The following is a 25,225-nucleotide window of genomic DNA, read 5'->3' as shown; positions in this document are numbered from 1 at the left end:
ACGGAAGAAATGCGGGCGGGGGCTCAGGCGTCTGCCCCTGGCAGGATCACCCGAGTCAGTAGACGCTGACTCCATAGGCGCTGAGCGCCTCGGTGACCGGCTGGAAGAACGTCGTGCCGCCGGTGGTGCAGTTGCCGCTGCCGCCGGAGGTCAGGCCGATGGCCCGGCTGCCGGAGTAGAGCGGTCCGCCGCTGTCGCCCGGTTCGGCGCAGACATTGGTGCGGATCATGCCGTAGACGATGTCTCCGCCGCCGTAGTTGACGGTGGCGTTGAGCCCGGTCACGCTGCCGCTGTGGGTGCCCGTGGTGGAGCCGCGACGGGTGACGGACATCCCGACCGTGGCGTTGGCCGCGCTGGTGATGTCGACGCTGCCGACGGTGCCCGGGTGGGACAACGACGTGTTGGAGTAGCGGACGATGCCGTAGTCGTTGCCGGGGAAGCTGGATCCGGCCGTCGGGCCGATGGTGGTCGTCCGCGAGGAGTTGGTGTACCAGGTGCCCGCGCCGTCGGTGCAGTGACCGGCGGTCAGGAGGTAGTAGGTGCCGCTGCCGCTGCGGACGTTGAAGCCGAGGGAGCAGCGCCAGCTGGAGGCGTAGATGGCGTCGCCGCCCGAGATGAGCTTGGAGAAGGTGCCCGGGGTGCGTTCGATGCGCAGGGCGCCGGCGTTGTTTCCGGCCTCGCGCTTGATCCGGGCGATCTCGGCCTGGGAAACGGTGCTGTCGGCGGTGACGACAAGGGTGTTCGTCGCCTTGTCGACGTGCCATGCGGTGCCGGCCACGTCCGCTTCGAGTACGGCGTCGCTCGCGGCGGAGAGCTGGCTCGCGCTGTAGGTCTGCGCCTGGTCGGCGCTGGCGGTGGCGGTGGGGACGGCCAGTGCCGCGGCCGCGATCAGGCCGGTCGACACGGCGAGCAGGCGGGTGCGTCTGCCGGTGGCGGTGCGGGGGATGGTGCGCTTGATCCTCACTTGTCGTTCCTCCCGAGGGGAAAGGGGGCCCTTTCGTGGGGTCGGGGCCCGGTGAGGCGCAGCCATGGAGCGCGGCGGCCCGTTCGAAAGCCGAACATGCCGTGCTCCTGACAAGCGCTGCTCGGGAGTATTCGCGGCGTCAACCAACGGCACAAGGGCGGCTTTCGGCCGCCGTGCACATGCACGGCGGCCCGCCCCGGCGGCGGTCTGCCGCCGGGGCTGGTCCTGCTCGGCTGTGCTCGGGTCGCCCCCTAGGACGGGTCAGCCGCCCGCGAGGTTCCGCTCACCGGCCTCGATCGCCACGGGCAGGGTGTGCCCGGCGGCGAGAAGGGACAGATGACCTCGACCCGGACGCCGGTGTGCTCCTCGTACGGACGGAAGCGCCCGGGCAGCACCCAGCGCGGGTCGTACGCGGTGGCCTCGATGCCCCGGAACGCCGTGCGGGGCGGGCGCGTCCGGGTCGAAGTCCCGTACGGCCCTAAGCCCTTCGCGGCGCATGACGACCAGACGCCGGTCACGTGCGCCACACGGGACCCGGGGATGGGCGCGTGGTCGGCGGCGAGCCGGACGCTGCCGGTGAACGGCTGTCCGTCGACGGTGAGGGCGTCCTCGGCGGTGGCGGTGAGCACCACCTCGTCCCCGTCCTCCGGCCATGTCCCCGGCACGGCCGGAATTCGACCCTCCGGGCGGTCGGAGAGCCTGGGGGCGCCTCCGCCGAAGGCAGGAGGAGGGTACCCGGGAGGGACAGCGGACCGTACGGCCCGGAGACCAGGGCGACGCGCTGCTCGGGCCAGGTGCGCCAGTCCCGCTCCCGCTGATCGTCGTGCCGGTTGCGCTCGTCCGTGCTCATGCGGTCACCCCTTCCACACCGGCTCGGCCAGACCCAAGTGCGAGCGCAGCGTCGGGCCCGCGTACCGCGTACGGAAGACCCCGCGCTCCTGGAGGAGTGGCACGACCCGGTCGACGAACTCGTCGAGGCCGCCGGGCGTGAGGTGGGGCACGAGGATGAAGCCGTCGGCCGCGTCCTCGGCCACGAACCGCTCCATCGCCGCCGCCACGCTCCGCGGGGTGCCGATGAACGACTGCCGGCTCGTCGTCTCGATGACCGTCTGCCGGATCGACAGGCCCTTGGACTCGGACAGGGCCCGCCACCTGGCCGCGGTCTCGAAGGGGTCGCCGTGCCGCACCCTGCCCTGGACCAGCGAGGAATCGGGGTCCGGGTCGATGTCGGGCAGCGGGCCGTCGGGGTCGTAGGCGGACAGGTCCCGGCCCCAGACGAGCTCCAGCGCGAGGATCGCGTTCTGCGGCGAGACCTGCTGACGGCGGATCCCGGCCGCGCGCTCCTGCGCCTCGGCGTCCGAGTCGCCGAGGACGACGGTGACGCCGGGCATCAGCTTGAGGTCGTCGGGACGGCGGCCGTAGCGGGCGAGCCGGCGTTTCACATCGGCGTAGAAAGCGCGGCCGGCCTCGAGTGTGCCGTGCCGGGTGAAGACGACGTCGGCGGCCGACGCCGCGAACTCCCGGCCCTCGTCGGAGTCGCCGGCCTGGATGACCACGGGCCGGCCCTGCGGCGTGCGCGGGAGGGGGAACTCGCCCTCGATCGCGAAGTGCCGGCCCGTATGGGCGAACGGGCGCTGCCGGCCCTCAGGAGTCCATGAGTCCCACAGCTTCCGCGCCACCTCGACGAACTCGGCGGCGCGGGTGTACCGGTCGGCCGGATCGAGGAAGCCGCCGCGCCGGAAGTTCTCCCCGGTGAACGCGTCGGAGGAGGTCACCACGTTCCACGCGGCCCGGCCACCGCTGAGATGGTCCAGGGCGGCGAGCCGGCGGGCCAGTTCGTACGGCTCGTTGAAGGTGGCGTTCACCGTGGCGGCGAGGCCGAGGTGCTCGGTGACGGACGCGAGCGCGTTGAGGAGCGTGATCGACTCGGGCCGCCCGACGACGTCGAGGTCGTGGATGCGGCCCTTGTGCTCGCGCAGGCGCAGCCCTTCGGCGAGGAAGAAGAAGTCGAACAGGCCGCGCTCGGCGGTGCGCGCCAGATGCTCGAACGACGAGAAGTCGATCTGGCTCCCGGAGCGGGGATCGGCCCAGACCGTGGTGCTGTTGACGCCGGGAAAGTGGGCGGCGAGGTGGATCTGCTTCCTGCCCGGGACGGTCATGAGGCTCCTTGGACGGATGCGTACCGGTTGGCCGGGCGGGCGAGGCCGAGGTGGTCGCGGAGGGTGCCGCCCGGGTAGAACGTGCGGAAAAGGCCGCGGTGCTGGAGCAGGGCGACGGTGCCGTTGACGACGCGTTCGAGGTCGCGACGGGGGTCGAGCGGTACGAGATGGAAGCCGTCCACGGCGCCGCCCCGGTGCCATGCGGCGATGAGGTCGGCCAGTTCCACCGGACCGCCGCTGAAGTGGGTGCCGGTCGGGGCCGGCCCGCCCGGACGCGGCTCCGCCCCGCTGAGGTCGACGGTGAGGGAGACGAGGACGCGCAGCTCCTGCGGGTGGCGTCCGTGGGCCGCGGAGCGGCGGCGGAGGTCGTCCCGGAACGCGGCGGCCTGTGCGGGGGTCGCGGCCCGGACGAGGACGACGTCGGCGTGGCGCGCGGCCGCCTCCCGGACCGCTTCCTCGGTGGCGTCGACCACGGTGACCGGGTGGCCCTGGGGCGGCCGGGGCACGATCGACGGGCCGCGGACGCTGAACGTGGCGCCTTCGAAGTCGACATGGTGCAGCTTGTCGCGGTCGATGAACCGGCCTGTCGACGTGTCGCGTATCTCGGCGTCGTCCTCCCAGCTGTCCCACAGCCGGCGCGCCGCCTCGACGACCTCGCCGGCCTCGCGCCAGGCGTCCTCGCGCGGCAGCGCGGGCCGTCGGCCGAGGAGGCGGGCCTCCGCCTCGGCGGTCGACACGTCGACCTTCCAGCCGGCCCTCCCCCGGCTCACCCAGTCCAGGGTGGCCACGGCGGCCTGTACGTGGAACGGCTCGGTGTGGGTGGTGGTGACGGCCGGCACGAGGCCGATCCGCCGGGTGGGCGGCGCGATGCGCGCGAGGACGGCGAGGGCGTCGGGACCGGACCCGGCGAAGGAGTCGGCGAGCGTGACGAAGTCGAGCAGCCCCTCCTCGGCGAGTCGCACCATCGCCAGACGGTGCTCGACGGCGGACCGGGAGCCGGTTCCGGCCGGTGCGGCGGCGGCCGGCTCCGGGCCGCCGATCTCGGCGGCGAGGTGCAGAGAGGGCGGACGGTCAACTGGCATGGTCGAGGGCCTCTTTCAGTGGTCCCGGCGCACCGCGGGCGGGCACGCCGGGTCGGGATACGACGGGTACACGGGGGCAGCGCCCGGTCCGGTGCGCGTCACGTCTTCGGTGCGCGTCACTTCTTCGGCCTCGGCAGGCCCGGGGGATTGATCTCGGACTTCTCCACCGCCTCGCCGGTCAGTCCCCAGCGCTTCAGGACCTTCGCGTACGAGCCGTCCCGGATGATCTTGTCGATCGCGGCGCCGTACGCCTCGACGAGCCCGCTGTCCTTCTGCGCGGCGCCGTTGGACACCCCGAGGGTGAGAGTGCCGCGCTTGCGCACCGCCTCGGGGAGCTTGGCCGCGGCGGCCTCGTTCTTCGTGGTGCGGACCCGGTTCTGGTCGGGTCCGAGGTTGATGCCCGCGACCTTGTTCCCTCTGGGCTCGACGACGTCGGTGGCGGGGTCGCCGGTACCGCAGGCGGTGAGCAGTCCGAGGGCGGGAGCTGCGGCGGTGGCGAGGTGCCGGATGATCACGGTGGTGCTCCTTCAGCGGATCTTGGGAAAAAAGGGGTTCACAGCACCTTGGAGAGGAAGGCGCGGGTGCGTTCCCGACGGGGGTTGTCGAGCACCTCGGTGGGCGGACCCGCCTCGACGATCCGGCCGTCGTCCATGAAGACGACGGTGTCGGCGACCTCGCGGGCGAAGCCGATCTCATGGGTGACGACGATCATGGTGGTGCCCTGCCGGGCCAAGTCCCTGATGACGTCGAGGACTTCGCCGACCAGTTCGGGGTCGAGCGCGGAGGTGGGCTCGTCGAAGAGGAGCAGTTTGGGTTCGAGGGCCAGCGCGCGGGCGATGGCGACCCGCTGCTGCTGGCCGCCGGACAGGCGGCGCGGATAGCTGTCGGCCTTGTCCGCGAGTCCGACCCGGGCGAGCAGCTTCCGCGCGGCCTCGGCGGCCTGCTTCCTGGCGCGGCCGAGGGCGGACACGGGCGCCTCGACGATGTTCTCCAGCACGGTCAGATGCGGGAACAGGTTGAAGTTCTGGAAGACGAAGCCGATGCTGGTGCGCTGCCGCAGCACCTCGCGTTCGCGCAGTTCGTAGAGCTTGTCGCCCTGGCGGCGGTAGCCGACGAGGGTGCCGTCGACGCTGATCCAGCCGCTGTCGACCTTCTCCAGGTGGTTGATGGTGCGCAGCAGGGTCGACTTGCCGGAGCCCGAGGGGCCGAGAACGACGGTCACCTCCCCCGCCCGGACCTCGAGATCGATGCCGCGCAGCACCTGGTGGGCTCCGAAGCTCTTGTGGACGGACCTGACCTCGACCATGGCGCTCATCGCGCGGCTCCCTTGGCGTAGTGGCGTTCGACGTAGTGCTGGGGGACGGAGAGCGCGGCGGTCAGCAGCACGTACCAGACCGTGGCGACCATGAGCAGCTGGACGACCCGGCCGTTGCGTCCGTAGACGACCTGTACCTGGTAGAAGAGTTCGCCGATCGCCATGACGGAGACGATCGAGGTGCCCTTGAAGAGGGAGACGATCTCGTTGGCGGCGTTGGGGAGGATCGAGCGCATCGCCTGCGGCAGCACGATCCGCCGCAGCTGCCGCAGTCTCGGGATGCCGAGTGCGGCTGCGGCCTCGAGCTGTCCGGTCTCGACGGCGAGCAGTCCGCCGCGCACGATCTCGGCTGCGTACGCGGCCTGGTGCAGGGCGAGTCCGATGACGGCGGCGCTCAGTGCGCCGACGAGCCCCATCGTGTCGAACGAGAGGAATCCCGGTCCGAAGGGGATGCCGATCTGCAGCGTCTTGTACAGGTACCGGGCGAAGACGTCCCATTCCCAGGCGGGGTTGGTGATCAGCCCGTGCAGGAACTGCGTGAGCACGACGGCGGTCGCGGCCACGGCGGCCCAGCGCCAGGGGTGGCGTACGGGAACGACGGTCAGGGCGGCCGCGTCCAGGGGCGGATCGGGGCGGACGGCTGTCTTCGGGGAATCGCTGGTAAGCGACATGGCGGTTCCTCGGGGGGACGTGCGGAGCTGGGGAAGGAGTCAGGCGGCGGGGCCGGCGGTACAGGAAAGGTCCCGCAGCAGGGTGAGCGCGCTGCGCGCGGTGGCGTCGTTCTGCCGGAACGCCGGCCCGCCGGTGCGCGGTCTGGTGAAGGCGCCGCCGCTGCGGGCGGTGGTGTGCGGCCCGAGCGCGAAGCGCCTGGGGTGCGGCAGGCCCCCGTGGGTGAGGACCCGGCCGTCGGCGGGGTCGACGGCGAGCAGCCCGGCAGGCGTGGCGTCGGCGCCGTCCTCGTACAGGGCCCTCAGCAGGGGACTGCGGGTGTGCTCGGGGGTGGGCTCGGGGAGCCGGGCCTCGACGAACGCCCGGGCCTCGGTCCACTCCCCCGGCACGCTCGCGCTGCCTGCGCGGAACAGACCGCGCTCCTCGTCCGTCTCGACGCGGATGTCCGCGCCGAGGAAGCGGACGATGCCGGCCCGGGACAGGGCGAGCAGCCGGCGCAGCCGGGGCCCGGGCGGTCCGGAGGCGAGGTAGCTGAAGAATCCGTGCCAGCGGGCGCCGTCCGCGCCCAAGTCGCCGAGTGCGGTCAACTGGCCGTAGACGGACAGCAGTCCGAGGAAGACGGCGAGGTCCTCGCTGTGCCCGGGGTCGTGCCGGCGTTCCAGGTCGGCGGTGATGTGGTCGCGCAGCGCGTCCTGGAGCGCGGCGGACGAGGCGTAGCGCCGCCCGGCGAGCGGCCGGTCGAGCGCGTCGAGGTCGAGCCGGTCGGCGGGGTCGGGCACGGCGGCGGCGACGAGTGCGTCGAGTGCGGCGCTGCCGGGCTCGGCGACGGCGTACTTCTCCTCGAAGTCGCTCCACTGCAGGGTCGTGACTTCCGGGCGGGTGGCGAACAGCCGGTGGTAGTGGGCGTACCGCAGCTCTTTGTCGATCAATGGCCACACGTCGCGCCGGAAGTCGGGCCGGTCGCCTGGTCGGTTCAGCAGTTCGGCGACCTGGCCGGGGCCGAAGAAGCGCGGCAGCGGAGGACGTTCGCCGTCGAGTCCGTAGCCGATCTTGGCGCGGTACGGGACCCCGCGCCGCGATCCGACGTGCAGGACGGGCTCGCGGCCGGAGGGGATGTACGCGCTGTTCTCGTACCGGCCGCCGCGGCCCTCGGTGAGCAGCACCATCAGGTCGACGAAGGCGAGTCCGAAGCCGCGCACCAGGACGGGCTCCCGGGCCGGCAGCGCGGACAGGTCGCTGTCGGCGGTGAAGTCCGGCGGCAGGTGCACGAGGTGGTGGCGGCGTGCGAAGTCGGCGAAGTGCCGCTGCTCGTCGTCGGGTCCGGCGTCGAGGTGGCCGAGGGTGAGCACGACGGCGTCGGCCTCGATCGGCTCGTCGCGCCCTTCGAGCACGACGCGCTGGCGGCCGTCGCGCGGGCCGTCGACGCGCAGCGCGCGGGTGCGGTGTTCGTGGACGGTGACCTGCGGCGGCAGTGCGGCCACGGCCTGCTCGTACACCCAGCGCAGATACGCGCCCTGCCGCTGCCGGCCGGGGAAGGTCCGGCCGTCCATGGCGGCCCATGCGGCGAGGGTGGGGCCGGGCCGGACCGGGCCTTCGAGGGGCACGGTGTCGTCGGTGAACATGGTGACGTCCTCGGCCATGGAGTTCATCCACAACAGCGGGGACTGGTCCTCGCGCCAGATCCGGCCGGCGCCGGGCGGGTAGGGGTCGACGAGGTGGAGGGCCAGGGGCCGGTCGCCGTACAGGGCCGGGACGTTGGCGGCGAGCCGTTCGAGGATGCCGGTCCCCCGCGGGCCGGCGCCCACCACGACCAGGGACGGCGTCATCGGACGCGGTCCAGGGCGCCGCGTGCGTAGTGCCGCTCGAGGTAGTGCTGTCCGACGCTCAGCAGCGAGGTGACGACGACGTACCAGATCGTGGCGACGAGCAGCAGCGGGATGACCTGGTAGGTCCGGTGGTAGACGAGCTGCACCGAGTACAGCAGGTCCTGCACGGCGATGACGCTGACGATGGAGGTGCCCTTGAGGGTGCCGATCAGCATGTTCCCGGCCGGGGGCACGATGGAGCGCATGGCCTGCGGGAGGACGATGCGGCGCAGCCGGCGCCATCGTCCGAGGCCGAGCGACTCGGCCGCCTCGATCTGGCCCCGTTCCACGGAGAGGATGCCGCCGCGCACGACCTCGGCGGCGTACGCGGCCTCGTGGAGGGTGAGGCCGACGACGGCGATGGTGACGGGGCCGAGCAGGTCGCCGGTCCGCACCCCGAGGATCTGCGGGTACAGGGCGCCGATGTTGAACCAGAACAGCAGCTGGACGAGGATCGGCGTCGAGCGCAGCAGCCAGATGTAGCCCCAGCTGACCTTGGAGAGCACCGGGTTGGCGGACAGCCGCATGACGGCGAGGAGGGTGCCGAGGACGAATCCGAGCACCATCACCACGGCGGTCAGCCAGAGCGTGAGCCCGAGGCCGCGCAGCACGGACGCGGAGGTGAAGTAGTCGCCGACGACGTCCCACTGGAACGCGTCGTTGCGTGCGACGGAGTTCGCGGCGCCGGCGAGCAGCAGGAGGACGACCAACGCTGCCGCCCACTGCCCGGTGCGGCGCACGGGCACGATGCGGGGCGCCGGCGAGCGGTTGCCGGACGGGGCGGGCGAGGACTGGGGAAGGGTGTCTGAGGACACGGCCATGCGAAGGCTCCGTGGATGCAGAGATCGAACACGGGGTGTGCCTTCACCGGACACGGCATGCGGGCCGCGCCCCTCAGCAGCGGTCCTGACGCGAGGCTAAGCGCTCGGTACGGACCGCTGTCAAGCCCGTCCGCACTGTGAGCGGCTGTTCCAGGGGCAGTTGACGGGGAAACGGATGCCTGTTCCACTTGGGCCATGCATTCGCAGCAGTGGCTGGTCACGCGCTCCCACATCGACTTCGGTCGCGTGTGGTCCTCTTCCTGTTGAGCCGACCCCCGCTGCTTCTTCCCGTCCGTGCTCCGCAGCGCCGTTTCGGCGCGCCGCGCGCACGCCTTCTCCCCGTGCCTTCACCGCCTTCGCCGTAACGCGGTCCCCTCACCGTACCCTTGTTCCGTTCTGCCTGGTCCGCGATCCGTCCGCGGATCCGGCGTCGTTCGGCCCGCTGCCGTTCGAGTAGCGCCTGGAGATACTTCTGTGAGCAGCAAATCCCATATCACCGCATTCGTCATGATCACCGCGCTCACTCTGGCGCTCACCGCCTGCGGTTCGGGAGACCCGGCCGCGACCGGTGCCGGAGCCGCGCCCGCCGGGCAGGGCTCGGGCGGCGCCGGCCAGGGCGAGATCCCCACCACCGATGTGGTCTCGGCCGTCGCGAAGGACGAGGCGGTGGCGAAGCTGCTGCCCGCGGACGTACGCGAGCGGGGCAGCCTCAAGGTCGCCTCCTCCGTGGGCAACCCGCCCGGCGCCGCCTATCTGCCGGACGGCCGGACGCTCGCCGGGCAGGACGTCGACTTCGCCGAGGCCGTGGCCCGGGTGCTCGGACTGGAGCTGGACCGCGAGGTGGCGAGCTTCGAGGCGATCCTGCCCGCGCTGGGCAGCGGCAAGTACGACGTCGGCACCGGCAACTTCGGGGTGACCGACGAGCGCCGCAGAACGATCGACTTCGTCACGTACATCAACGACGGCCAGGGCTTCGCCGCGCTGGAGGACAGTGAGCTGACGAAGGTGTCGTCGTTCGAGGACCTGTGCGGACTGAAGGTCGCCACCGGCGCGGGCACCACCTTCGAGGCGTCCCTGGAGAAGAACAGGAGCGTGTGCCCGAAGGCCGCCAAGAAGGCGTACGAGGTCCAGACGTACGCCGAGAGCGGCGCGCTGTGGATCTCCCTCCGGCAGGGCCGCAGCGATGTGGTGATGAGCACCATCAACGGCCTGCGGTACGCGGTGGCCCAGCAGCCGGGGACGAAGTTCCTCAACGAGTTCAAGCGGCTCGACGTCGGCTTCGCCTTCAAGAAGGGCACCCCGCTGGCGCCCGCCTTCGAGGCCGCGGTGAACAAGCTGAAGAAGGACGGCACGTACGACCGGATCCTGCAGAAGTGGGGCACGGCCGAGTCGGCGATCGAGCGGTCGCGGATCTCGCCGCCCGAGATCAGGTGACCCGCTCCGGGAGGGGGGCCGGGCCTCCGGCCCCCTCCCGCCGGGCATGCGTCGGCCGGCTTCCGACTACCGGCCGGCCGACGGATGCGTTCAGCAGTCGCAGCCGCACCCGTCGCAGCAGCAGCTGTCTCCGCAGTTGCCGCAGCAGTCACAGCAGCTGCAGCAGTCACCGCAGTTGCCGCAGTCGCACTGATTGCACAGCCCCTCGCGCCGCTCCCGGCTCCACGGGTCCTCGAAGGTGCCGCAGCACATCTGGCAGGTGCAGGCCAGGCCGGCCCACACCAGGCAGCCGGCTATGAGCCCCCGGCGGTCGCGCCGCGGCGGCTCGGGCGGCAGCGGTCCGCCGGGGCCGCCCGGACCGCCGGGACCGGGGGCGTACGGATTGCCGGGCCCATACGGACCGCCGGTGCCCGGCGCGTACGGACCGGGCTGGTGCGAGCAGGTCGTGGTGCCGAAGGACCGGTCGACGGAGTTGCGCAGTTCGTGCGCGAGCAGCACATGCACGAGCTTGTCGTCGACGAAGTCGGCGTCGCGCAGGGCGAGCCGGATGCCGTGCACGGCGTCGTCGGCGAGGCGGCGGGCCTCTGCGTGCGAGGTGCCCGTGGCCGTCAGCGGGTTCCAGGCGCCCGACGCGTCGTCAGCCTCCTTGTCCTCCACGGCGTCCAGCAGATGCGCGAGCCGTCCGAAGAGCCGGCCGGCCTCGGCGAGCGGCTCCTTGTTCTGCGGTCGGCCCGCGAGCACCGCGGTGTGGGCGAACGCCGCCGCAGTCGCCGTCTCGGTCGGCTCGGTGACCGTGAGCAGCGAGGTGCCCGGGCCGGCCAGCGCCTCGATCCCGGTCTGCCGGTCGACGGCGTCGACGAGGACGGCCGTGTCGAAGCCGAGTGCGGCGCCCGAGCGTGCGCCCGCCCTGTCCCAGCCCGCGGCGACGCGCCGGGCGGCAGCGGCCACCGGCCTGCGGGCCAACACGCCGTCCCTGTCGGCGACGTGGTCGCGGACCTTCGCCGAGGCGAGCACGAGGGAGACGGCCGCGGCGAGCCTCGCGCCCTCGCCCCGGGCGACGGGCGCGGTGCGCATGGCGCGCAGCGGGCAGGGCCCGGCGGTGCGGCGCTGTGCGGGGGTGCGTTCGGTCTGAGCCTCCGTCAGGACCGAGACGATCAGGCCGTCGTAGTTCGTCACGATGCGGGCGAACTGGCCGTGGTCGGCGCGAAGCGCCAGGCACAGCCCGCACAGGTGCGCCATCCACTCGGTCTTCAGCGCGTCACCGAGCCGGTGCGAGCATGGCCTGACTATTCCGAACAAGACGGTCCCCCGGGAGTCGTTCGACAGATCGGGGGCATCGTACCGACGGGCCGTTCACCCGAACGTCCCCAACGTCACCCGTCTGGTCCGACTTTTATATTTTGATCCCCTCATGGCCCCTGTGCAGCAGGAACCTTGACGAATCGCCACATCTTCTGCACCAGTACCGTCACGAATCCTCTGCGCGGCGGCTATCGACTTGGCGCGCGATCCGCATGATGGACGACCATAGGGGTGCGGAAACGACAGAGACCGCAGTGAGACCACTGCAGCAGCGGAAGGAGGCGTCCATGGGTTCGGTACGCAAGGCGAGCGCCTGGCTGGGACTCGTCGAGGACAACGACGGGCGTTACTACGACGACGAGTACACCGAGGGCGCGGAGACGGGTGACGCATGGGTCACCGACCCGCGGGTGCGCGTGGCCTCCGAATCCGCCCAGCAGGAGGGCCGTCGGATCGCCACGGTCTCCCCGGACGGCTTCCGGGACGCCCGGGGCATCGGTGAGCTCTTCCGTGACGGCGTTCCCGTCATCGTGAACCTCACGGCGATGGAGTCCGCCGACGCCAAGCGCGTCGTGGACTTCGCCGCGGGCCTCGCCTTCGGCCTGCGCGGCTCGATCGAGCGCGTGGCGACGCGGGTCTTCCTGCTGACCCCCGCCGACACACTGATCGTCAGCGGGGATCCCTCAGGTCGTTCGCAGGACGGTTTCTTCAACCAGAGCTGAGCGTGGGGGCACTCCCCCGGACTTCGTCCAGGGGCACCCCCACGCAGCGGTGGCTGGGGGAACTCGCAGGTCGGCCGTCTCCGGTGTCCGGTCTACCGGAAGGCGTCGAGGCCGGTGAGCGCCTTGCCCAGCACGAGCTGATGCATCTCGACGGTGCCCTCGTAGGTGAGCACCGACTCGAGGTTGGTCGCGTGCCGCATGACGGGGTACTCCAGGGAGATCCCGTTCGCGCCGAGGATGGTGCGTGAGGTGCGGCAGATCTCGATCGCCTCGCGCACGTTGTTGAGCTTTCCGAAACTGACCTGCTCCGGCCGGAGCTTTCCGGCGTCCATCCGCCTGCCCAGGTGGTGGGCGAGCAGGATGCCCTTGTGCAGCTCGACGGCCATGTCGGCGAGCTTGGCCTGGGTGAGCTGGAAGCCGCCGATCGGCCGGCCGAACTGTTCGCGCGTCTTCGCGTACTCCACCGCGGCCTCGAAGCTGGAGCGCGCGGCGCCCATCGCACCCCACACGATCCCGTAGCGGGCGTGGCTCAGGCAGCTGAGCGGTCCGCGCAGGCCGGTGACCCCCGGCAGCACCGCGTCGGCGGGCAGGCGCACGTCGTCCATGACGAGTTCGCTGGTCACGCTCGCGCGCAGCGACCACTTGTGCTTGATCTCGGGCGCGGAGAAGCCGGGGCTGTCGGTGGGCACGGCGAAGCCGCGGATGCCCTCGTCCGTCTGTGCCCACACGACCGCGACGCCGGCGACGGAGCCGTTGGTGATCCACATCTTGCGGCCGGTGAGCACCCAGTCGGAGCCGTCGCGCTTGGCGTACGTGCGCATGGCGGCCGGGTCGGAGCCGTGGTCGGGCTCGGTGAGGCCGAAGCAGCCGATGGTCTCGCCCGCGGCCATGCCCGGCAGCCAGCGCTGCTTCTGCTCCTCGGAGCCGTAGCGGTGGATCGCGTACATGGCCAGGGAACCCTGGACGGACACGAGGGAGCGGATGCCGGAGTCGGCGGCCTCCAGTTCCAGGCAGGCCAGTCCGTACTGGACGGCCGTCGCGCCCGCGCACCCGTATCCGTCGAGGGACATGCCGAGCGCGCCGATGGAACCGAGCTCCCGGGCCAGTTCGCGGATACCGGGGAGCTCGCCGCGCTCGTACCAGTCGGCGATGTGCGGCAGGACGCGGTCGGCCGCCCAGGAGCGGACGGTGTCGCGGACGGCGAGGTCCTCGGCGTCGAGCAGATCGTCGATGCCGAGCGGGTCGGCCGGGTCGAAGGGCGGAAGCTTCGAGGGTGCGGACATGAGGTGGCCTCCGGCGGCTCTCCCGCAGCTCGGCGCTGCGGAACACTGGTGACGGACTCTCGAAAACTAGCAACGCTAGTTACGACGGGAGCGACGTTACGGCCCAGTCTCGCGCGCGTCCAGAGCCACCGGCCCCCACGGCGTGGCCTCTGTCCGAAGCCGACGAGATCCGCAGCACCGACGCACCCGGGAACGGGCCGGGTCAGGCCGGGCTCTCGGGCCTGCGGCCGGCCGGGACGGGCTCTGGGGGGGCGATCGCCCGGCGGCCGGCGGGCGCCTCCGGGCGGCGGGCCGCCGGGACGTCCGCTTCGCGGCGCCCCTCCGCCGCGCACTCCATCACCCGCGGCAGCCGCAGTGCGGCGAACGCGCCGATGAGCAGGAGACCCGCGCTCACCAGGAGCGTGATGTGCAGACCGTTCACGAAGGAGTGCCGCGCGGTGGTGCGCAGCAGGTCGCCGACGGGGCCGCCGATGCGCTCGGCCTCCTGGTAGGCCTCGCCGAGCGAGTGCGCGGCGGCGGAGCTCGCGGACGCGGGCACCCCGGCGAGGGAGGCCACGGACGGTCCGTACGCCGCGTTCATCACGCTGCCGAGCAGCGCGATGCCCATGCCGGCGCCGAGCTGGTAGGAGGTCTCGCCGATGGCGGCCGCTCCCCCGGCCTGCTCGGGCGGCGCCTCGCTGAGCATCGACTCGTACGCGGCGAAGAGCGTGGTCTGCAGGCCGAAGCCGAGCAGGACGAAGCCCCCGGTGAGCAGCAGCGGCCGGTCGTGCTGCCCCATCAGGACGAGCAGCAGCACGGCGGCGGCCGTGAGGACGAAGCCCCAGCCGACCATCCGGCGCGGCCCGACGCGGCGCAGGGTGTACGAGCCCGTGGCGCCCGCGGCCATCGCCGCGAAGGTCAGCGGCAGCAGGCGCAGCCCGGTCTCCAGGGGGCTGAGCCCGAGGACCAGCTGGAGGTACTGGACCGCTATCAGCTCCAGGCCGACGAGCGCCAGCATCGCGAGGACGATGCAGCCGACGGAGGTCGAGAAGGCGGGCCGGGCGAACATGCACATGTCGATGAGCGGGTGCTCGCGCCGCCTCTGGCGCCGCACGAAGACCACGAGCAGGACGGCGCCGACGAGCAGCGGCCCCGCGGTCCTGATGTCGAGCAGCCCCTCGCCGGCGCCCAGCCGCTTGACCCCGAGGACCATTCCCAGCACGCCGGCCGCGGCCATCAGCGCGCCGAGCACGTCCCAGGGACCGTCGTGCCCGCCGCGGGACTCGGGCAGGAGCCAGCGGCCGACGGGCAGGATCAGGGCCATCAGCGGAATGTTGACGAGGAAGACCGAGCCCCACCAGAAGTTCTCGACGAGGAAGCCGCCGAGCACCGGTCCGGTGGCGGCGCCCACGGCGGCGACCGCGGTCCAGATGCCGATGGCCGTGGCCCGCTCGCGCCGGTCGGGGAAGACGGCCCGCAGGATCGAGAGCGTCGCGGGCATGATCATCGCGCCGCCGACACCCAGCAGCGCGCGGGCGCCGATCAGCACCTCGGGGCTGGGTGCGAAGGCGGCGACGGCGGAGGCCAGGCCGAAGAGGCCGTAGCCGATGAGCAGCAGCCGTCTGCGTCCGACCCGGTCGCCCAGCGTGCCGAACATGATCAGCAGCGAGGCGCAGACGAGGGGATAGGCGTCCACGATCCACAGCAGCTCGACGCCGCTCGGACGCAGGTCCTCCGTGACCGCGGGGACGGCGACGTGCAGGACGGTCGCGTCCAGGGCGACCAGCAGCAGGCTGACGCAGAGGACTATCAGGACGACCCAGCGGTTGGCACCGCCGCCGGCAGCGCGCAGGCGTGCCCCGGCCGTGGTCGTCACGGACATGTACGAACCTCCCAGTGAAGCCTCGCGCTCGGTGGACCGGCCGGGGGGACGGTGCTGGTGGCTGGTCCCGCAGGGCGGCCCGGCATCGACGGGCGAGTGGCGCCAGCGTACGCGAGTTCGCGCGCGGTGCGCGTGGTCGATCTCTCACCTCCGCTCAGGGCCGGGTGTGGCGTACGCCACTCCCTCCGGCGCCCGGGGCGGACACGGAGCCGTTCTGAACGGCACGGAAATTCCACGCACTGCCCCGGTGAACCATTTCCGGCGCCCGCCGTGAATGCCTCCGGGAAGACCGTCCGATAAATAGGGAACAAGGTCACCGGCTTTTCCTGGCGGGCCGTTAAATGAACGGGATCTGAGACAAACTCCACATCACATAGGCATCACGAAAGGAGTGGATCGACCTATCCGGCCACTCACTCCCTGTAACGTCGATTGGGTGCGTACCGACATCTTTGCCCGGCTGGACCGGGAGCCGGAACCGCCGAAGATTGAGATCCCGCGGATGAGCCGCACACGTCTCGCGCTCTTCGGCGGGACGTCCGCGTTCTACGCGGCCATCGTGGTCGCCGTACTGGCGTCGACGTGGCTCGTCGCCCTGGACTGGAAGCTCATGCTCTTCCGTCCCTACGAGCAGTGGCCCGAACAGCACGCGTTTCTCGACTACTTCGTCGTACTCGGCCAGCGCGGCCCGACGGCCGTCATGGTCGCGGCCTGGCTGGGCTGGCGCTCCTGGCGTCAGCACACCCTCCGGCCCCTGCTGGCGCTCGGCGCGGCCCTGCTGCTGCTGAACGTCACCGTGGGCGCGGTCAAGATCGGACTCGGCCGGCTGGGCCCCCACTACGCGACGCAGATCGGCTCGGCCGAGCTCTTCGCCGGCGGCGATATATTCCCTTCCGGACATACCGCCAATGCCGTGGTGACCTGGGGCATTCTGGCCTACCTCGCCACCACGCCCAGGGCCCGCCGGTATCTGTCGGCCCTGTCGGCCGTGGTCTCCCTCGGCGTGGGGCTGACCACCGTGTACCTCGGTACGCACTGGCTGAGCGACGTCCTGCTCGGCTGGGCCGCGGGCCTGCTGATCCTGCTGGGACTGCCCTGGTGCGAGCCGGTCATCGTCCGCGCCGAGAGGTTCATCCTGGGCCTGCGGGACCAGTGGCGCTCGCGCCGGACGCTGTCGCCCTCCCGGCCCGTCGCGGCGGGCGGCCCGCGACAGGCGGTGTTCCCGCTCCGGGTGCCCACGCCCGCGGCGGACGAGCCGTCACGGGAGCCGGTGGCCGTCGTCGGCGGGAGCCGGCCCGGTTCACCGGTCGGCACGAGGACGACGGCACACCCGGCCACGGCGCATCCGACGGCGACGCATCCCCAGCGCCCGCACACGGTGCGCTCCGAGCGCTCGCCGGTCACCCCCTCGGGCAGCAGACGCCCGCCGCACTCGCGGTCCGTCACGGGCGGCTGAGCGGGCGGGACGGCCACGGGAAAGGCCCCGGCACATCGGTGCGGGGCCTTTCGCGCGTCTGCCCTCGGGCGTCGGTCAGCCCTTCCAGCAGCGGATGACCACGTCGTCGCGCACCTCGAAGTTGAGCCGGCCCGCCACGTACTCCATCGTGATGATCGAGCCGGGGGGCAGCGCTCTGACGGTCGTCCAGCCGCGCTCGCGGGCCTGTTGCTCGGCCGCATGCGCGCCGAGGCCGACATAGGAATCGGGCGCGTCGTCGGGCTGCTCGGGAGGTGTCGGTATGGGTGCCATGCACTCCACCGTAGGCGGCAGCGGACGGTGACGGAAGGCGGGAAGTCGATCACCCCAGCAGCCCCGGATACCTCACCGGTCACGCTTCTGTCACAGGATCTCGACACCTGTCCGGAAGGGCTTCCGTGTGAGCCCGTTCACCCGAACGGGCGCTCCTCGCGCGTTCTCCTGATAATTCACCGAGCCATTGACGATCGAGCGGAATTCCCTCGCGGAATTACCGGAGCCATCGGCGGGCCGAATTGACACGGCAAGGAGCATTCACCACTCCCTCACAGAATCCCCATCATCTGTTCCCGCGCCGCGATCCGCCTCGTACGCCAGAGCGCGCGAGAGGCGGTCGCGTATGTCCAGGACGCGGTCGGACAGCTCCGGCGGCTCCACCACCTCGAAGTCCACGCCCATCAGCATCACGTGGATCACCAGCACGTCGAGGCCGGCGGCACCGGTGCGCAGCAGGCAGTGCGACGCGTCGACGGGCTCCAGCACCCCGTCGGACGGCCCGATCGTCTGCGCCGCCCGCTCGGCGGAGGTGTGGAGTCTGATGACCGCGCGGGCCGCGTACGCCTTGGTGGAGACGCCCTGGGAGACATAGGCGGCCAGGTCGTCGGCAGGCGGCGTGCGCGGGGCGAAACGCGGGCCGTGCGGCGGCTTCGGCGTGATCCGGTCCGCGCGGAACGTGCGCCAGTCCTCCCGGTCGACGTCCCAGGCCACCAGGTACCAGCGCCGTTCGGTGCACACCAGCCGGTGCGGCTCGACCGTGCGGCGGGTCGCGGAGCCGGCGTGGTCGAGGTACTCGAACCGCAGCCGTTCGCTGTCGCGGCAGGCGTTCGCGAGCTCCGTCAGGACGGACGGGTCGAGCCGGGCCTGCGGCGTCCGCAGCATCGGCACCGTGAAGGCGTTGAGCGCGCTCACTCGGCGGCGCAGCCGGCCCGGCAGCACCTGCTCCAGTTTGGCGAGGGCGCGTACGGACGACTCGCCGATGCCCTCGATGCCCTGGCCGGCCGCCGTGCGCAGGCCCACGGCGACGGCCACCGCCTCGTCGTCGTCGAGCAGCAGCGGCGGCAGTTCGGCGCCCGCGCCGAGCTGGTAGCCACCGCCCGTGCCGGGGCTGGCGTTGACGGGATAGCCGAGCTCGCGCAGCCGGTCCACGTCACGGCGCACCGTGCGCGGCGTGACGCCGAGCCGTTCGGCGAGGTCGGCACCCGACCATTCGCGATGGGCCTGCAGCAGAGAGAGCAGGCGCAGGAGTCGTGCCGAGGTCTCCAACATGCGGCCGAGTCTGCCAGCCCTTGCGGACAGGTTCTGTCCGCGGACGCTCCGCGTGCGCGCCCGGCGCGCGAGGGCGTCAGCCCGCTGCGGTGACGCGCACGCAGAGGTCGTTGTCGCCGGTATAGCAGGGCGCGGCCAGACCGCTCTCCGTGCGCTGCTTCGGATAGACGAAGATGCCCTTCTTGTCCCAGACGTCGTCGAGTATGCGGGAGATCCTGATGCCCTCGGCGTCCGCCGCGGGCCGCAGCCACAGCTCCCACAGCTGCTCCTTGCCGCCCGGTGAGCCGGCGATCGGCGCATACGGCAGCGTGAAGCCGAACGCGCGGCCCTCGCCGGTCACGGGCACCTCGTGCACCCGGCCGCCCGAGCTCAGGCGGGCCTCGGCCACCGCACCCTCACCGAGCGAGGCCCCGTACAGCAGTCCCTCCACGGACACCGCGCCCTGCCCGGGAGTGAGGCCGATGTCGCCGGCCTCCGCGTGCGGGGCGCGGACCCAGCAGCGGACCGCGAGCCCGCCCTGCGCCGTCGGATACGGGACCCGCACGTCGATCCGGTCCGCCTCGGGGACCAGGTCGACGAGGGCCCGCAGGTCGCGGACACCGGACTCGACGGGCTCCCCGGAGGCGGTGAGAACCTCCCACCGGCCCTCGGCCAGCTCGGTCACGGCCGCCAGCACCGCCCGCGCCCTGCCGTCGCCCGCGTCGGTCAGCGGCAGCCGCACCTCGTCACCGGAGCCGCCCCCGCCGATGCGCCGCAGGACGAGCGCGGCGCCCGCTGCCACCGCCTCGAAGACGATGTCGCCCGATGCCGCGGCGACGCAGTCAGCCCGCGGGGTCCGCCGTCCGCCGGCCGTACTGGACGTGCTCATGTGCTCTTCTTCCCTCGGCGGATCACGTCCGCGGCAACATAACGCAGGGAGTAGGCCCCGTCATAGAGCGCGCTTCTGCCGCGGTGCAGCGCCTCACGCACCGCGCCGCTCCCCTTGCGCTGCGCGCCGCGGGCGACGAGCTCGGCGAACAGCGCCTCGTGCCGCTCGGCGATCCGCACCGGGTCGAACCGCGCGGAGGCGGCGAGCGCCGCCTGTCCGGTACGCCGCCGGAGCACGTCGTCCTGGATGAGTTCGAGCAGCGCGGCGGCGAAGGCGTCGACGTCGCCGACCGGCACGAGCAGGCCGTCGGCACGGTTGTCGATGATCTCGCCCGGCCCGTGCGGGCAGTCGGTCGACACGACCGGGAGCCCGCAGCGCATGGCCTCCACGATGGTCATGCCGAAGGACTCCAAGGTGGAGGTGACCGCCGCGACGGAGCCCTTGACCCACTCGGGCTCCAGCGGGTTCACCGTGCCCATGAGGAAGACGTGGTTGTGCAGCCCGCGGTCCTCGATCAGGGCGCGCAGCGCCTTCTTCTCGTTGCCGGTCGCGTCCCCGCTGCCGTAGATCCGCAGCCGCCAGTCCGGGCGGACGGCGACCACCTTGGCGAAGGCCTCGACGAGCACGTCGTAGCGCTTGACGCGGGTGAGCCGGCCGGCCGCCACGACCCACTTGGCGCGGGAGTCCGCGGGCGCGACCTTCGGTGCGGGCACGCTGTTGGGCACCGCCTCGACACGGACGCCCGGCAGGTCGAGCCGCTCGCGGTAGGCGCGGGCGTCGGCCTCGGTGACGGTGGTGATCGCGTCCAGGACCGCGTAGCGGTGGCCGATCTCCCGGCGCAGCCGGTAACTGTGGCTGTCCAGTGTCAGGTGCTCCTGGGCGATCCGCACGACACCGCGCGGCGCCTGCCGGGCGATGTGCACGTTGAGGCCGGGTCTGGTGCCGATCACGACGTCGGCGTCCAGCGACTCGAGGTGCGCCCCGATCCGCAGGTCGGTGAGGCGGCTGTACTGCTTGTGCCGGCCGTCGCCGCGCGGGAAGACCTTCGCGGGCCGCTTCGCGAGCGGATCGTCGCCGTCGTAGGCGGGGCTCTTTCTGCGCAGGTCGACGAGGTGTTTCATGGTCACGCCCGCCGGGGCGCCCATCGTCGGCTCGTCGCGGTGGCGGAAGACGGAGACGATCTCGACGTCGTGCCGTTCGGCCAGCGCCTCGGCGAGGTTGAACGTCGTGCGGATCGTTCCCCCGATGCCGTAGGCATTGTGAAGCAGAAATGACAAACGCATACGGCGCCACGTCCCCCTGATGTTCTTCGCTCCCCCGGTCGGTGGGGGCCCCGGCTGAACTGTACTGGCCGGTCAGGGCCGGTACGGGATCCGGGGCGCCGTGAAGCGGTGGCCTGCGCCGGGCCCGTCCGGTGGCGATTCGGTGCCGCTTCACGCGTGACCCCTGCCGCATATCACCCGTTGACCCGTTATGAGCCGGGACCCGCCCGGCACACGTGATCAAGTCCGAGGAGCCTCCCGTGCCGCGCATGCTCGACGTCAGCGAGGACGTACGCGCCGAGATCGGCGACGAAGAAGCCGACCGGCTGCTCGCCGGCCACAACGCCCCGGGCAGCTACGACTGCACCTCCTGCCGCACCCCGGGCGACTCCGAGCAGGAACGCACCAGCACGGTGCTGTTCGTCGGGGAGGAGACCGCCGTTCTCGCCTTCGCCCACGCCACCTGCATCCCCTCTCAGGTCGTCCAGGTCGCCGAGGACCAGCTCCAGGGCGCCGTCCGGTCCATCACCGGCGAGGAGCCCCGGATTCCGGGCGCAGCCCCCGAGCAGGCGGTGCTCGGTGTCACCAGCGGTCTGATCCTGATCAACGGGGAGCTGCACCCCGCGCTCGTGGTCGAGCCGACCGCGCCCATCGCCCGTCCCGGCACCTCGGGCTCGGCCGGAGACGAGTTCCTCCCGCTCCTCCTCGAGCAGGGATTCCAGCCGGTCTCCGACGTGAACCAGGTGCCGGGGCAGCTGCCCGGCTGGTCGGTGCTGGTCGCCATGGGGCAGCTGCACGCCGTGCTCCAGCCCGGTACGGGAGGCGGCGGCCAGGTCGCCTGGTGGCAGGCCCATCAGCCGCTCCAGGTCACGGACGGCTGGCGTACGGCGGCCAACAAGACGCACACGGTGCTGGTGTTCGCCGCGCCGGTCGGCTCCATCGGTCAGCAGCCGCGCGAGGACCTGCTGCGCGACGCCCTGGAGAAGGCCGCGGCCAACGGTCGCCTGGTGGCCGCCGCGATGCCGCTCGCGGGCACCTGACCGTTCGGCGCCGATCCCCCGGTCGGCACGCCGCCCGCCGAGATGCCGCGACTCGGCCGAACCCGGAGCCGTGTCCGGGCACGCGGACGTCCGCCCGGAGAAGATTCCGCCCGGGCGCGCGTCCGTGTGCCCGGGCATTGCCCCAAGGGCCTTCGTCCCCCGGAAGAATGCAGCTGCTCCCAGCCCGCATCCGCAGGACTCCCGCGTCGTTGCAGGGTACGTGCACTCATACGACCCCTCCCGCCAGCCGTACCAGAGCCAGATTCCCGCGATGCGCCCGGCGCGTGACGGATCGGCGGGCCACTCGGCCACCCCGATCTACGACGCGCTGTACTCCGAGTACCTGAGGTCGTTCAAGGCGCTGCCGGGTGACCGCAGCGGCGAGGAGGACCTCCGATTCCGGGCCTTCGGGGCGATGGGACTGCACAGCAGCCGGGGCGGCTTCAGCGGAGACGGCGACCACACGGAGCACCTCGACACGTCCACGCAGCAGGGCAATTGGCAGCCGTACTACCAGGTCGGCCGGCACAGCACCCAGCCCGCCGCTCTGCCGCCGGGACCGCGCCGGGGGATGTGACCCGGCCCGCGACACGTCGAAGGGTGCCGTCGCCGAGGCGACGGCACCCTTCGACGTGTCAGGTCACTTCTTGCGGCCGCGCTTCTCGCGCACCCGCACCGAGATGTGGATCGGCGTGCCCTCGAAGCCGAACTCCTCGCGCAGGCGGCGCTCGACGAAGCGCCGGTAGCCGTGCTCCAGGAAGCCGGAGGCGAAGAGGACGAACCGGGGCGGCTTGGTGCCCGCCTGCGTACCGAACAGGATGCGGGGCTGCTTGCCGCCGCGGATCGGGTGCGGGTGGGCGGCGACGAGCTCGCCGAGGAAGGCGTTCAGCCGGCCCGTGGGGACACGGGTCTCCCAGCCGGCGAGCGCGGTCTCGATCGCCGGGACCAGCTTCTCCATGTGGCGGCCGGTGAGGGCCGAGACGTTGACCCGCGGCGCCCAGGCGACCTGGCCGAGCTCGGTCTCGATCTCCCGCTCCAGGTAGTAGCGGCGCTCCTCGTCGAGGGTGTCCCACTTGTTGTACGCGATGACCATGGCCCGGCCCGCCTCGACGGCCATGGTGATGATGCGCTGGTCCTGGACGCTGATCGACTCGCTCGCGTCGATCAGGACGACCGCGACCTCCGCCTTCTCCACGGCGGCGGCGGTGCGCAGGGAGGCGTAGTAGTCCGCGCCCTCCTGGAGGTGGACGCGGCGGCGGATGCCGGCCGTGTCGACGAACTTCCAGGTGACACCGCCGAGTTCGATCAGCTCGTCGACCGGGTCACGGGTGGTGCCCGCCAGCTCGTTGACGACGACGCGCTCCTCGCGCGCGACCTTGTTCAGCAGGGAGGACTTGCCCACGTTCGGGCGGCCGATGAGGGCGATGCGGCGCGGGCCGCCGACCACGTTGCCGAAGGTCTGCGCCGGGGCGTCCGGCAGGGCCTCCAGGACGGCGTCGAGCATGTCGCCCGTGCCGCGGCCGTGCAGCGCGGAGACGGGGTGCGGCTCGCCGAGACCCAGCGACCACAGGGCGGTGGCGTCGGCCTCGCCGCTCGGTCCGTCGACCTTGTTGGCGCACAGCACGACGGGCTTGCCCGCGCGGCGCAGAAGCTTGACGACGGCCTCGTCGGTGTCCGTCGCGCCGACCGTGGCGTCGACGACGAAGACGACCGCGTCGGCGGCCTCGATGGCGTACTCGGCCTGGGCGGCGACGGACGCGTCGATGCCGAGGACGTCCTGCTCCCAGCCGCCGGTGTCGACGACCTTGAAACGGTGGCCCGCCCACTCGGCCTCGTAGGTGACGCGGTCGCGGGTGACGCCGGGCTTGTCCTCGACGACGGCCTCACGGCGGCCGATGATGCGGTTCACCAGGGTCGACTTGCCGACATTGGGGCGGCCGACGACGGCGAGGACGGGCAGCGGGCCGTGGCCCGCCTCCTCGATCGCGCCCTCGACGTCCTCGACGTCGAAGCCCTCTTCCGCGGCGAGCTCCATGAACTCCGCGTACTCGGCGTCGCCGAGCGCTCCGTGGTCGTGCTGGTCGTTCATGAAGTCCGTTCCTCGTTCGTCACTGGGCCGCGTGTTCTGCGGCCCATTACTCAAGTCTGGCCTAGCGCCCGGTCAGGCGCTTTGCGTTTTCCAGGTGGGCGGTCAGCCGCTCCTGGATGCGTACGGTGGCCTCGTCCAGCGCCTTGCGCGTACGCCGTCCACCGCTGTCCCCGGCCTCGAAGGCGTCGCCGAAGACGACGTCGACCTTGCTGCGCAGCGGCGGGAGTGCCCGTATCAACCGTCCGCGGCGCTCCGTGCTTCCCAGTACGGCGACGGGCACGATGGGCGCGCCGCTGCGGACGGCGAAGTACGCGAGGCCCGCGCGCAGCGAGGCGAAGTTTCCCTCGCCCCGGGTGCCCTCGGGGAAGATGCCGAGGACGCCGCCGTTCTCCAGGACGCCCAAGGCGCCCGCGATGGCGGTGCGGTCGGCGGCCGTACGGTCCACCTTGAGCTGCCCGATCCCGGTCAGGAACGGGTCCAGGGGGCCGACGAACGCCTCTTTCTTGATCAGGAAGTGCACGGGCCGGGGGGCGGTGCCCATGAGCATCGGCCCGTCGATGTTGTGCGCGTGGTTCACCGCGAGGATGACCGGGCCGGCCGCGGGGACCCGCCAGGCGCCCAGGACGCGCGGCCTCCACAGTCCGTACATCAGGCCGATGCCGATGCCCCGCCCGACGGCCGCGCCCTTCTCCGAGGGGACGGTCACTTGGCGGCCCGCTTCTCCTCAACGAGGGTCACGACGCACTCGATGACCTGCTGGAGGGTGAGGTCGGTGGTGTCGACCTCGACCGCGTCGTCCGCCTTGGCGAGGGGGGAGGTCTTGCGGCTGGAGTCGGCCGTGTCGCGCTTGATGAGGGCCTCGCGGGTGGCGGCGACGTCGGAGCCCTTGATCTCGCCGCTGCGGCGGGCGGCCCGCGCCTCGGGCGAGGCGGTCAGGAAGATCTTCAGGTCGGCGTCGGGGAGGACGGTGGTGCCGATGTCGCGGCCCTCGACGACGATGCCCTTCTCGGCGGCGGCGGCGATGGACCGCTGCAGCTCGGTGATCCGGGTGCGCACCTCGGGCACGGCGCTCACGGCGCTGACCTTGGAGGTGACGTCCTGCGTACGGATGGGGCCGGCGGCGTCGAAGCCGTCGACGGTGATGGTCGGCGCGGCCGGATCGGTGCCGGACTCGATGACGGGCTTGTCGGCGGCGGCGGCGACGGCGGCCGGGTCGGCGACGTCGATGCCGTTGCTGATCATCCACCAGGTGATCGCCCGGTACTGGGCCCCGGTGTCCAGGTAGCTCAGGCCCAGCGCGGAGGCGACGGCCTTGGAGGTGCTCGACTTGCCCGTGCCGGAGGGGCCATCGATGGCGACGATCACGGATTCCACGGTGTCGGACACCTTTCGGGTTCGCGGGAGAGGGCGGCGGGAGTGCCGAAGGCCCCGCCACAAGGTTACCGAGTGCCGGGCGGCGTCTTTACCGGG

Annotated in this window: 22 protein-coding genes and 2 pseudogenes; 5 read left to right on the top strand and 19 right to left on the bottom strand. The window is 72.1% G+C overall.

What is annotated here, in order from left to right:
* Positions 1 to 55 precede the first annotated feature (55 nt).
* The 9 genes and pseudogenes from QFZ82_RS30670 to QFZ82_RS30630 all read right to left on the bottom strand — a co-directional run bounded on the left by QFZ82_RS30670 (position 56) and on the right by QFZ82_RS30630 (position 8,875).
* Positions 56 to 964, bottom strand: coding sequence for a S1 family peptidase (locus QFZ82_RS30670; protein WP_307716222.1), 909 nt, complete (start codon positions 962 to 964; stop codon positions 56 to 58).
* A 344-nt stretch (positions 965 to 1,308) separates the two neighbouring features.
* Positions 1,309 to 1,814 (bottom strand): annotated as a pseudogene (locus QFZ82_RS30665) (hypothetical protein); the annotation flags it as partial.
* Between the two features lie 4 nt (positions 1,815 to 1,818).
* Positions 1,819 to 3,123 (bottom strand): NtaA/DmoA family FMN-dependent monooxygenase, encoded by a 1,305-nt coding sequence (locus QFZ82_RS30660; protein ID WP_307716221.1) that lies wholly within the window; start codon positions 3,121 to 3,123, stop codon positions 1,819 to 1,821.
* Positions 3,120 to 4,205, bottom strand: a complete 1,086-nt coding sequence (locus QFZ82_RS30655) for an LLM class flavin-dependent oxidoreductase (RefSeq protein ID WP_307716220.1) — start codon at positions 4,203 to 4,205, stop codon at positions 3,120 to 3,122. Before QFZ82_RS30655 ends, QFZ82_RS30660 begins: the two co-directional genes overlap by 4 nt.
* A 116-nt stretch (positions 4,206 to 4,321) precedes the next feature.
* Positions 4,322 to 4,480: pseudogene (locus QFZ82_RS39845) on the bottom strand (ABC transporter substrate-binding protein); the annotation flags it as partial.
* A 278-nt stretch (positions 4,481 to 4,758) separates the two neighbouring features.
* Complete coding sequence (locus QFZ82_RS30645; RefSeq protein ID WP_307717897.1) at positions 4,759 to 5,511, bottom strand: amino acid ABC transporter ATP-binding protein; 753 nt, start codon at positions 5,509 to 5,511, stop codon at positions 4,759 to 4,761.
* A gap of 5 nt (positions 5,512 to 5,516) precedes the next feature.
* A complete protein-coding gene (locus QFZ82_RS30640) occupies positions 5,517 to 6,191 on the bottom strand; it encodes an amino acid ABC transporter permease (protein WP_307716218.1) in 675 nt (224 codons plus the stop codon).
* 39 nt (positions 6,192 to 6,230) lie between these two features.
* On the bottom strand, positions 6,231 to 8,015 hold the full coding sequence (locus tag QFZ82_RS30635) for an FAD/NAD(P)-binding domain-containing protein (RefSeq protein WP_307716217.1): 1,785 nt from the start codon (positions 8,013 to 8,015) through the stop codon (positions 6,231 to 6,233).
* A complete protein-coding gene (locus QFZ82_RS30630; protein ID WP_307716216.1) occupies positions 8,012 to 8,875 on the bottom strand; it encodes an amino acid ABC transporter permease in 864 nt (287 codons plus the stop codon). The genes QFZ82_RS30635 and QFZ82_RS30630 overlap by 4 nt, the downstream gene beginning before the upstream one ends.
* Before the next feature lie 507 nt (positions 8,876 to 9,382).
* Between QFZ82_RS30630 and QFZ82_RS30625 the strand changes: the two genes are divergently transcribed.
* Positions 9,383 to 10,309 (top strand): ABC transporter substrate-binding protein, encoded by a 927-nt coding sequence (locus QFZ82_RS30625; RefSeq protein WP_307717896.1) that lies wholly within the window; start codon positions 9,383 to 9,385, stop codon positions 10,307 to 10,309.
* 90 nt (positions 10,310 to 10,399) lie between these two features.
* Here the strand turns inward: QFZ82_RS30625 and QFZ82_RS30620 are convergent, their stop codons facing one another.
* Positions 10,400 to 11,608, bottom strand: a complete 1,209-nt coding sequence (locus QFZ82_RS30620; RefSeq protein ID WP_307716215.1) for a DUF5685 family protein — start codon at positions 11,606 to 11,608, stop codon at positions 10,400 to 10,402.
* Positions 11,609 to 11,898: 290 nt separating this feature from the next.
* Between QFZ82_RS30620 and QFZ82_RS30615 the strand changes: the two genes are divergently transcribed.
* The gene (locus tag QFZ82_RS30615) at positions 11,899 to 12,333 is read left to right on the top strand and encodes a cell division protein SepF (protein WP_177151107.1); all 435 of its coding nucleotides are present in this window, start codon (positions 11,899 to 11,901) and stop codon (positions 12,331 to 12,333) included.
* Positions 12,334 to 12,425: 92 nt separating this feature from the next.
* Here QFZ82_RS30615 and QFZ82_RS30610 read toward each other — a convergent pair whose 3' ends face one another.
* A complete protein-coding gene (locus tag QFZ82_RS30610; RefSeq protein ID WP_307716214.1) occupies positions 12,426 to 13,616 on the bottom strand; it encodes an acyl-CoA dehydrogenase family protein in 1,191 nt (396 codons plus the stop codon).
* A 202-nt stretch (positions 13,617 to 13,818) separates the two neighbouring features.
* Positions 13,819 to 15,477 (bottom strand): MFS transporter, encoded by a 1,659-nt coding sequence (locus QFZ82_RS30605; RefSeq protein ID WP_307716213.1) that lies wholly within the window; start codon positions 15,475 to 15,477, stop codon positions 13,819 to 13,821.
* A gap of 436 nt (positions 15,478 to 15,913) precedes the next feature.
* On the opposite strand from QFZ82_RS30605, the gene QFZ82_RS30600 reads away from it, so the two are divergent.
* Positions 15,914 to 16,933: a phosphatase PAP2 family protein gene (locus QFZ82_RS30600; RefSeq protein ID WP_307716212.1), complete on the top strand. Its 1,020-nt coding sequence runs from the start codon at positions 15,914 to 15,916 to the stop codon at positions 16,931 to 16,933.
* A gap of 75 nt (positions 16,934 to 17,008) precedes the next feature.
* Here the strand turns inward: QFZ82_RS30600 and QFZ82_RS30595 are convergent, their stop codons facing one another.
* From QFZ82_RS30595 to QFZ82_RS30580, 4 genes are all read right to left on the bottom strand, one after another.
* Complete coding sequence (locus QFZ82_RS30595) at positions 17,009 to 17,224, bottom strand: I78 family peptidase inhibitor (RefSeq protein ID WP_307716211.1); 216 nt, start codon at positions 17,222 to 17,224, stop codon at positions 17,009 to 17,011.
* A gap of 261 nt (positions 17,225 to 17,485) precedes the next feature.
* Positions 17,486 to 18,496, bottom strand: a complete 1,011-nt coding sequence (locus tag QFZ82_RS30590; protein WP_307716210.1) for a YafY family protein — start codon at positions 18,494 to 18,496, stop codon at positions 17,486 to 17,488.
* A 76-nt stretch (positions 18,497 to 18,572) separates the two neighbouring features.
* Positions 18,573 to 19,364, bottom strand: coding sequence for a hypothetical protein (locus QFZ82_RS30585; protein ID WP_307716209.1), 792 nt, complete (start codon positions 19,362 to 19,364; stop codon positions 18,573 to 18,575).
* Positions 19,361 to 20,647 carry a glycosyltransferase family 4 protein gene (locus QFZ82_RS30580; protein ID WP_307716208.1) on the bottom strand — a complete coding sequence of 429 codons (1,287 nt, stop codon included), beginning with the start codon at positions 20,645 to 20,647 and terminating at the stop codon, positions 19,361 to 19,363. Before QFZ82_RS30580 ends, QFZ82_RS30585 begins: the two co-directional genes overlap by 4 nt.
* 239 nt (positions 20,648 to 20,886) lie before the next feature.
* Between QFZ82_RS30580 and QFZ82_RS30575 the strand changes: the two genes are divergently transcribed.
* Positions 20,887 to 21,666: a hypothetical protein gene (locus QFZ82_RS30575; protein WP_307716207.1), complete on the top strand. Its 780-nt coding sequence runs from the start codon at positions 20,887 to 20,889 to the stop codon at positions 21,664 to 21,666.
* 271 nt (positions 21,667 to 21,937) lie between these two features.
* Complete coding sequence (locus tag QFZ82_RS30570) at positions 21,938 to 22,243, top strand: hypothetical protein (protein WP_373429349.1); 306 nt, start codon at positions 21,938 to 21,940, stop codon at positions 22,241 to 22,243.
* Positions 22,244 to 22,306: 63 nt separating this feature from the next.
* On the opposite strand, the gene der is transcribed toward QFZ82_RS30570, so the two are convergent.
* The 3 genes from der to cmk form a co-directional block, all read right to left on the bottom strand.
* On the bottom strand, positions 22,307 to 23,755 hold the full coding sequence (gene der / locus QFZ82_RS30565) for a ribosome biogenesis GTPase Der (RefSeq protein WP_177151117.1): 1,449 nt from the start codon (positions 23,753 to 23,755) through the stop codon (positions 22,307 to 22,309).
* A 61-nt stretch (positions 23,756 to 23,816) separates the two neighbouring features.
* Positions 23,817 to 24,404 carry a 1-acyl-sn-glycerol-3-phosphate acyltransferase gene (locus tag QFZ82_RS30560; RefSeq protein WP_307717895.1) on the bottom strand — a complete coding sequence of 196 codons (588 nt, stop codon included), beginning with the start codon at positions 24,402 to 24,404 and terminating at the stop codon, positions 23,817 to 23,819.
* Positions 24,405 to 24,457: 53 nt separating this feature from the next.
* The gene (gene cmk, locus QFZ82_RS30555) at positions 24,458 to 25,141 is read right to left on the bottom strand and encodes a (d)CMP kinase (RefSeq protein WP_307716205.1); all 684 of its coding nucleotides are present in this window, start codon (positions 25,139 to 25,141) and stop codon (positions 24,458 to 24,460) included.
* Positions 25,142 to 25,225: the final 84 nt, after the last annotated feature.

The sequence above is a fragment of the Streptomyces sp. V4I23 genome, assembly GCF_030817975.1.
Taxonomy (GTDB): domain Bacteria; phylum Actinomycetota; class Actinomycetes; order Streptomycetales; family Streptomycetaceae; genus Streptomyces.
This window is presented reverse-complemented; position numbering and strand designations above follow the sequence as displayed.

What these genes read in the sequence shown, in the direction of transcription:
- QFZ82_RS30610 (WP_307716214.1), bottom strand. Translation starts at nt 13,616, where the DNA reads ATGTCCGCACCCTCGAAGCTTCCGCCCTTCGACCCGGCCGACCCGCTC.
- QFZ82_RS30625 (WP_307717896.1), top strand. Translation starts at nt 9,383, where the DNA reads ATGATCACCGCGCTCACTCTGGCGCTCACCGCCTGCGGTTCGGGAGAC.
- QFZ82_RS30645 (WP_307717897.1), bottom strand. Translation starts at nt 5,511, where the DNA reads ATGGTCGAGGTCAGGTCCGTCCACAAGAGCTTCGGAGCCCACCAGGTG.
- QFZ82_RS30570 (WP_373429349.1), top strand. Translation starts at nt 21,938, where the DNA reads ATGCGCCCGGCGCGTGACGGATCGGCGGGCCACTCGGCCACCCCGATC.
- QFZ82_RS30595 (WP_307716211.1), bottom strand. Translation starts at nt 17,224, where the DNA reads ATGGCACCCATACCGACACCTCCCGAGCAGCCCGACGACGCGCCCGAT.
- QFZ82_RS30615 (WP_177151107.1), top strand. Translation starts at nt 11,899, where the DNA reads ATGGGTTCGGTACGCAAGGCGAGCGCCTGGCTGGGACTCGTCGAGGAC.
- QFZ82_RS30560 (WP_307717895.1), bottom strand. Translation starts at nt 24,404, where the DNA reads ATGTACGGACTGTGGAGGCCGCGCGTCCTGGGCGCCTGGCGGGTCCCC.
- QFZ82_RS30605 (WP_307716213.1), bottom strand. Translation starts at nt 15,477, where the DNA reads ATGTCCGTGACGACCACGGCCGGGGCACGCCTGCGCGCTGCCGGCGGC.
- QFZ82_RS30585 (WP_307716209.1), bottom strand. Translation starts at nt 19,364, where the DNA reads ATGAGCACGTCCAGTACGGCCGGCGGACGGCGGACCCCGCGGGCTGAC.
- QFZ82_RS30630 (WP_307716216.1), bottom strand. Translation starts at nt 8,875, where the DNA reads ATGGCCGTGTCCTCAGACACCCTTCCCCAGTCCTCGCCCGCCCCGTCC.
- QFZ82_RS30635 (WP_307716217.1), bottom strand. Translation starts at nt 8,015, where the DNA reads ATGACGCCGTCCCTGGTCGTGGTGGGCGCCGGCCCGCGGGGGACCGGC.
- QFZ82_RS30660 (WP_307716221.1), bottom strand. Translation starts at nt 3,123, where the DNA reads ATGACCGTCCCGGGCAGGAAGCAGATCCACCTCGCCGCCCACTTTCCC.
- QFZ82_RS30580 (WP_307716208.1), bottom strand. Translation starts at nt 20,647, where the DNA reads ATGCGTTTGTCATTTCTGCTTCACAATGCCTACGGCATCGGGGGAACG.
- QFZ82_RS30590 (WP_307716210.1), bottom strand. Translation starts at nt 18,496, where the DNA reads ATGTTGGAGACCTCGGCACGACTCCTGCGCCTGCTCTCTCTGCTGCAG.
- QFZ82_RS30655 (WP_307716220.1), bottom strand. Translation starts at nt 4,205, where the DNA reads ATGCCAGTTGACCGTCCGCCCTCTCTGCACCTCGCCGCCGAGATCGGC.
- der (WP_177151117.1), bottom strand. Translation starts at nt 23,755, where the DNA reads ATGAACGACCAGCACGACCACGGAGCGCTCGGCGACGCCGAGTACGCG.
- QFZ82_RS30640 (WP_307716218.1), bottom strand. Translation starts at nt 6,191, where the DNA reads ATGTCGCTTACCAGCGATTCCCCGAAGACAGCCGTCCGCCCCGATCCG.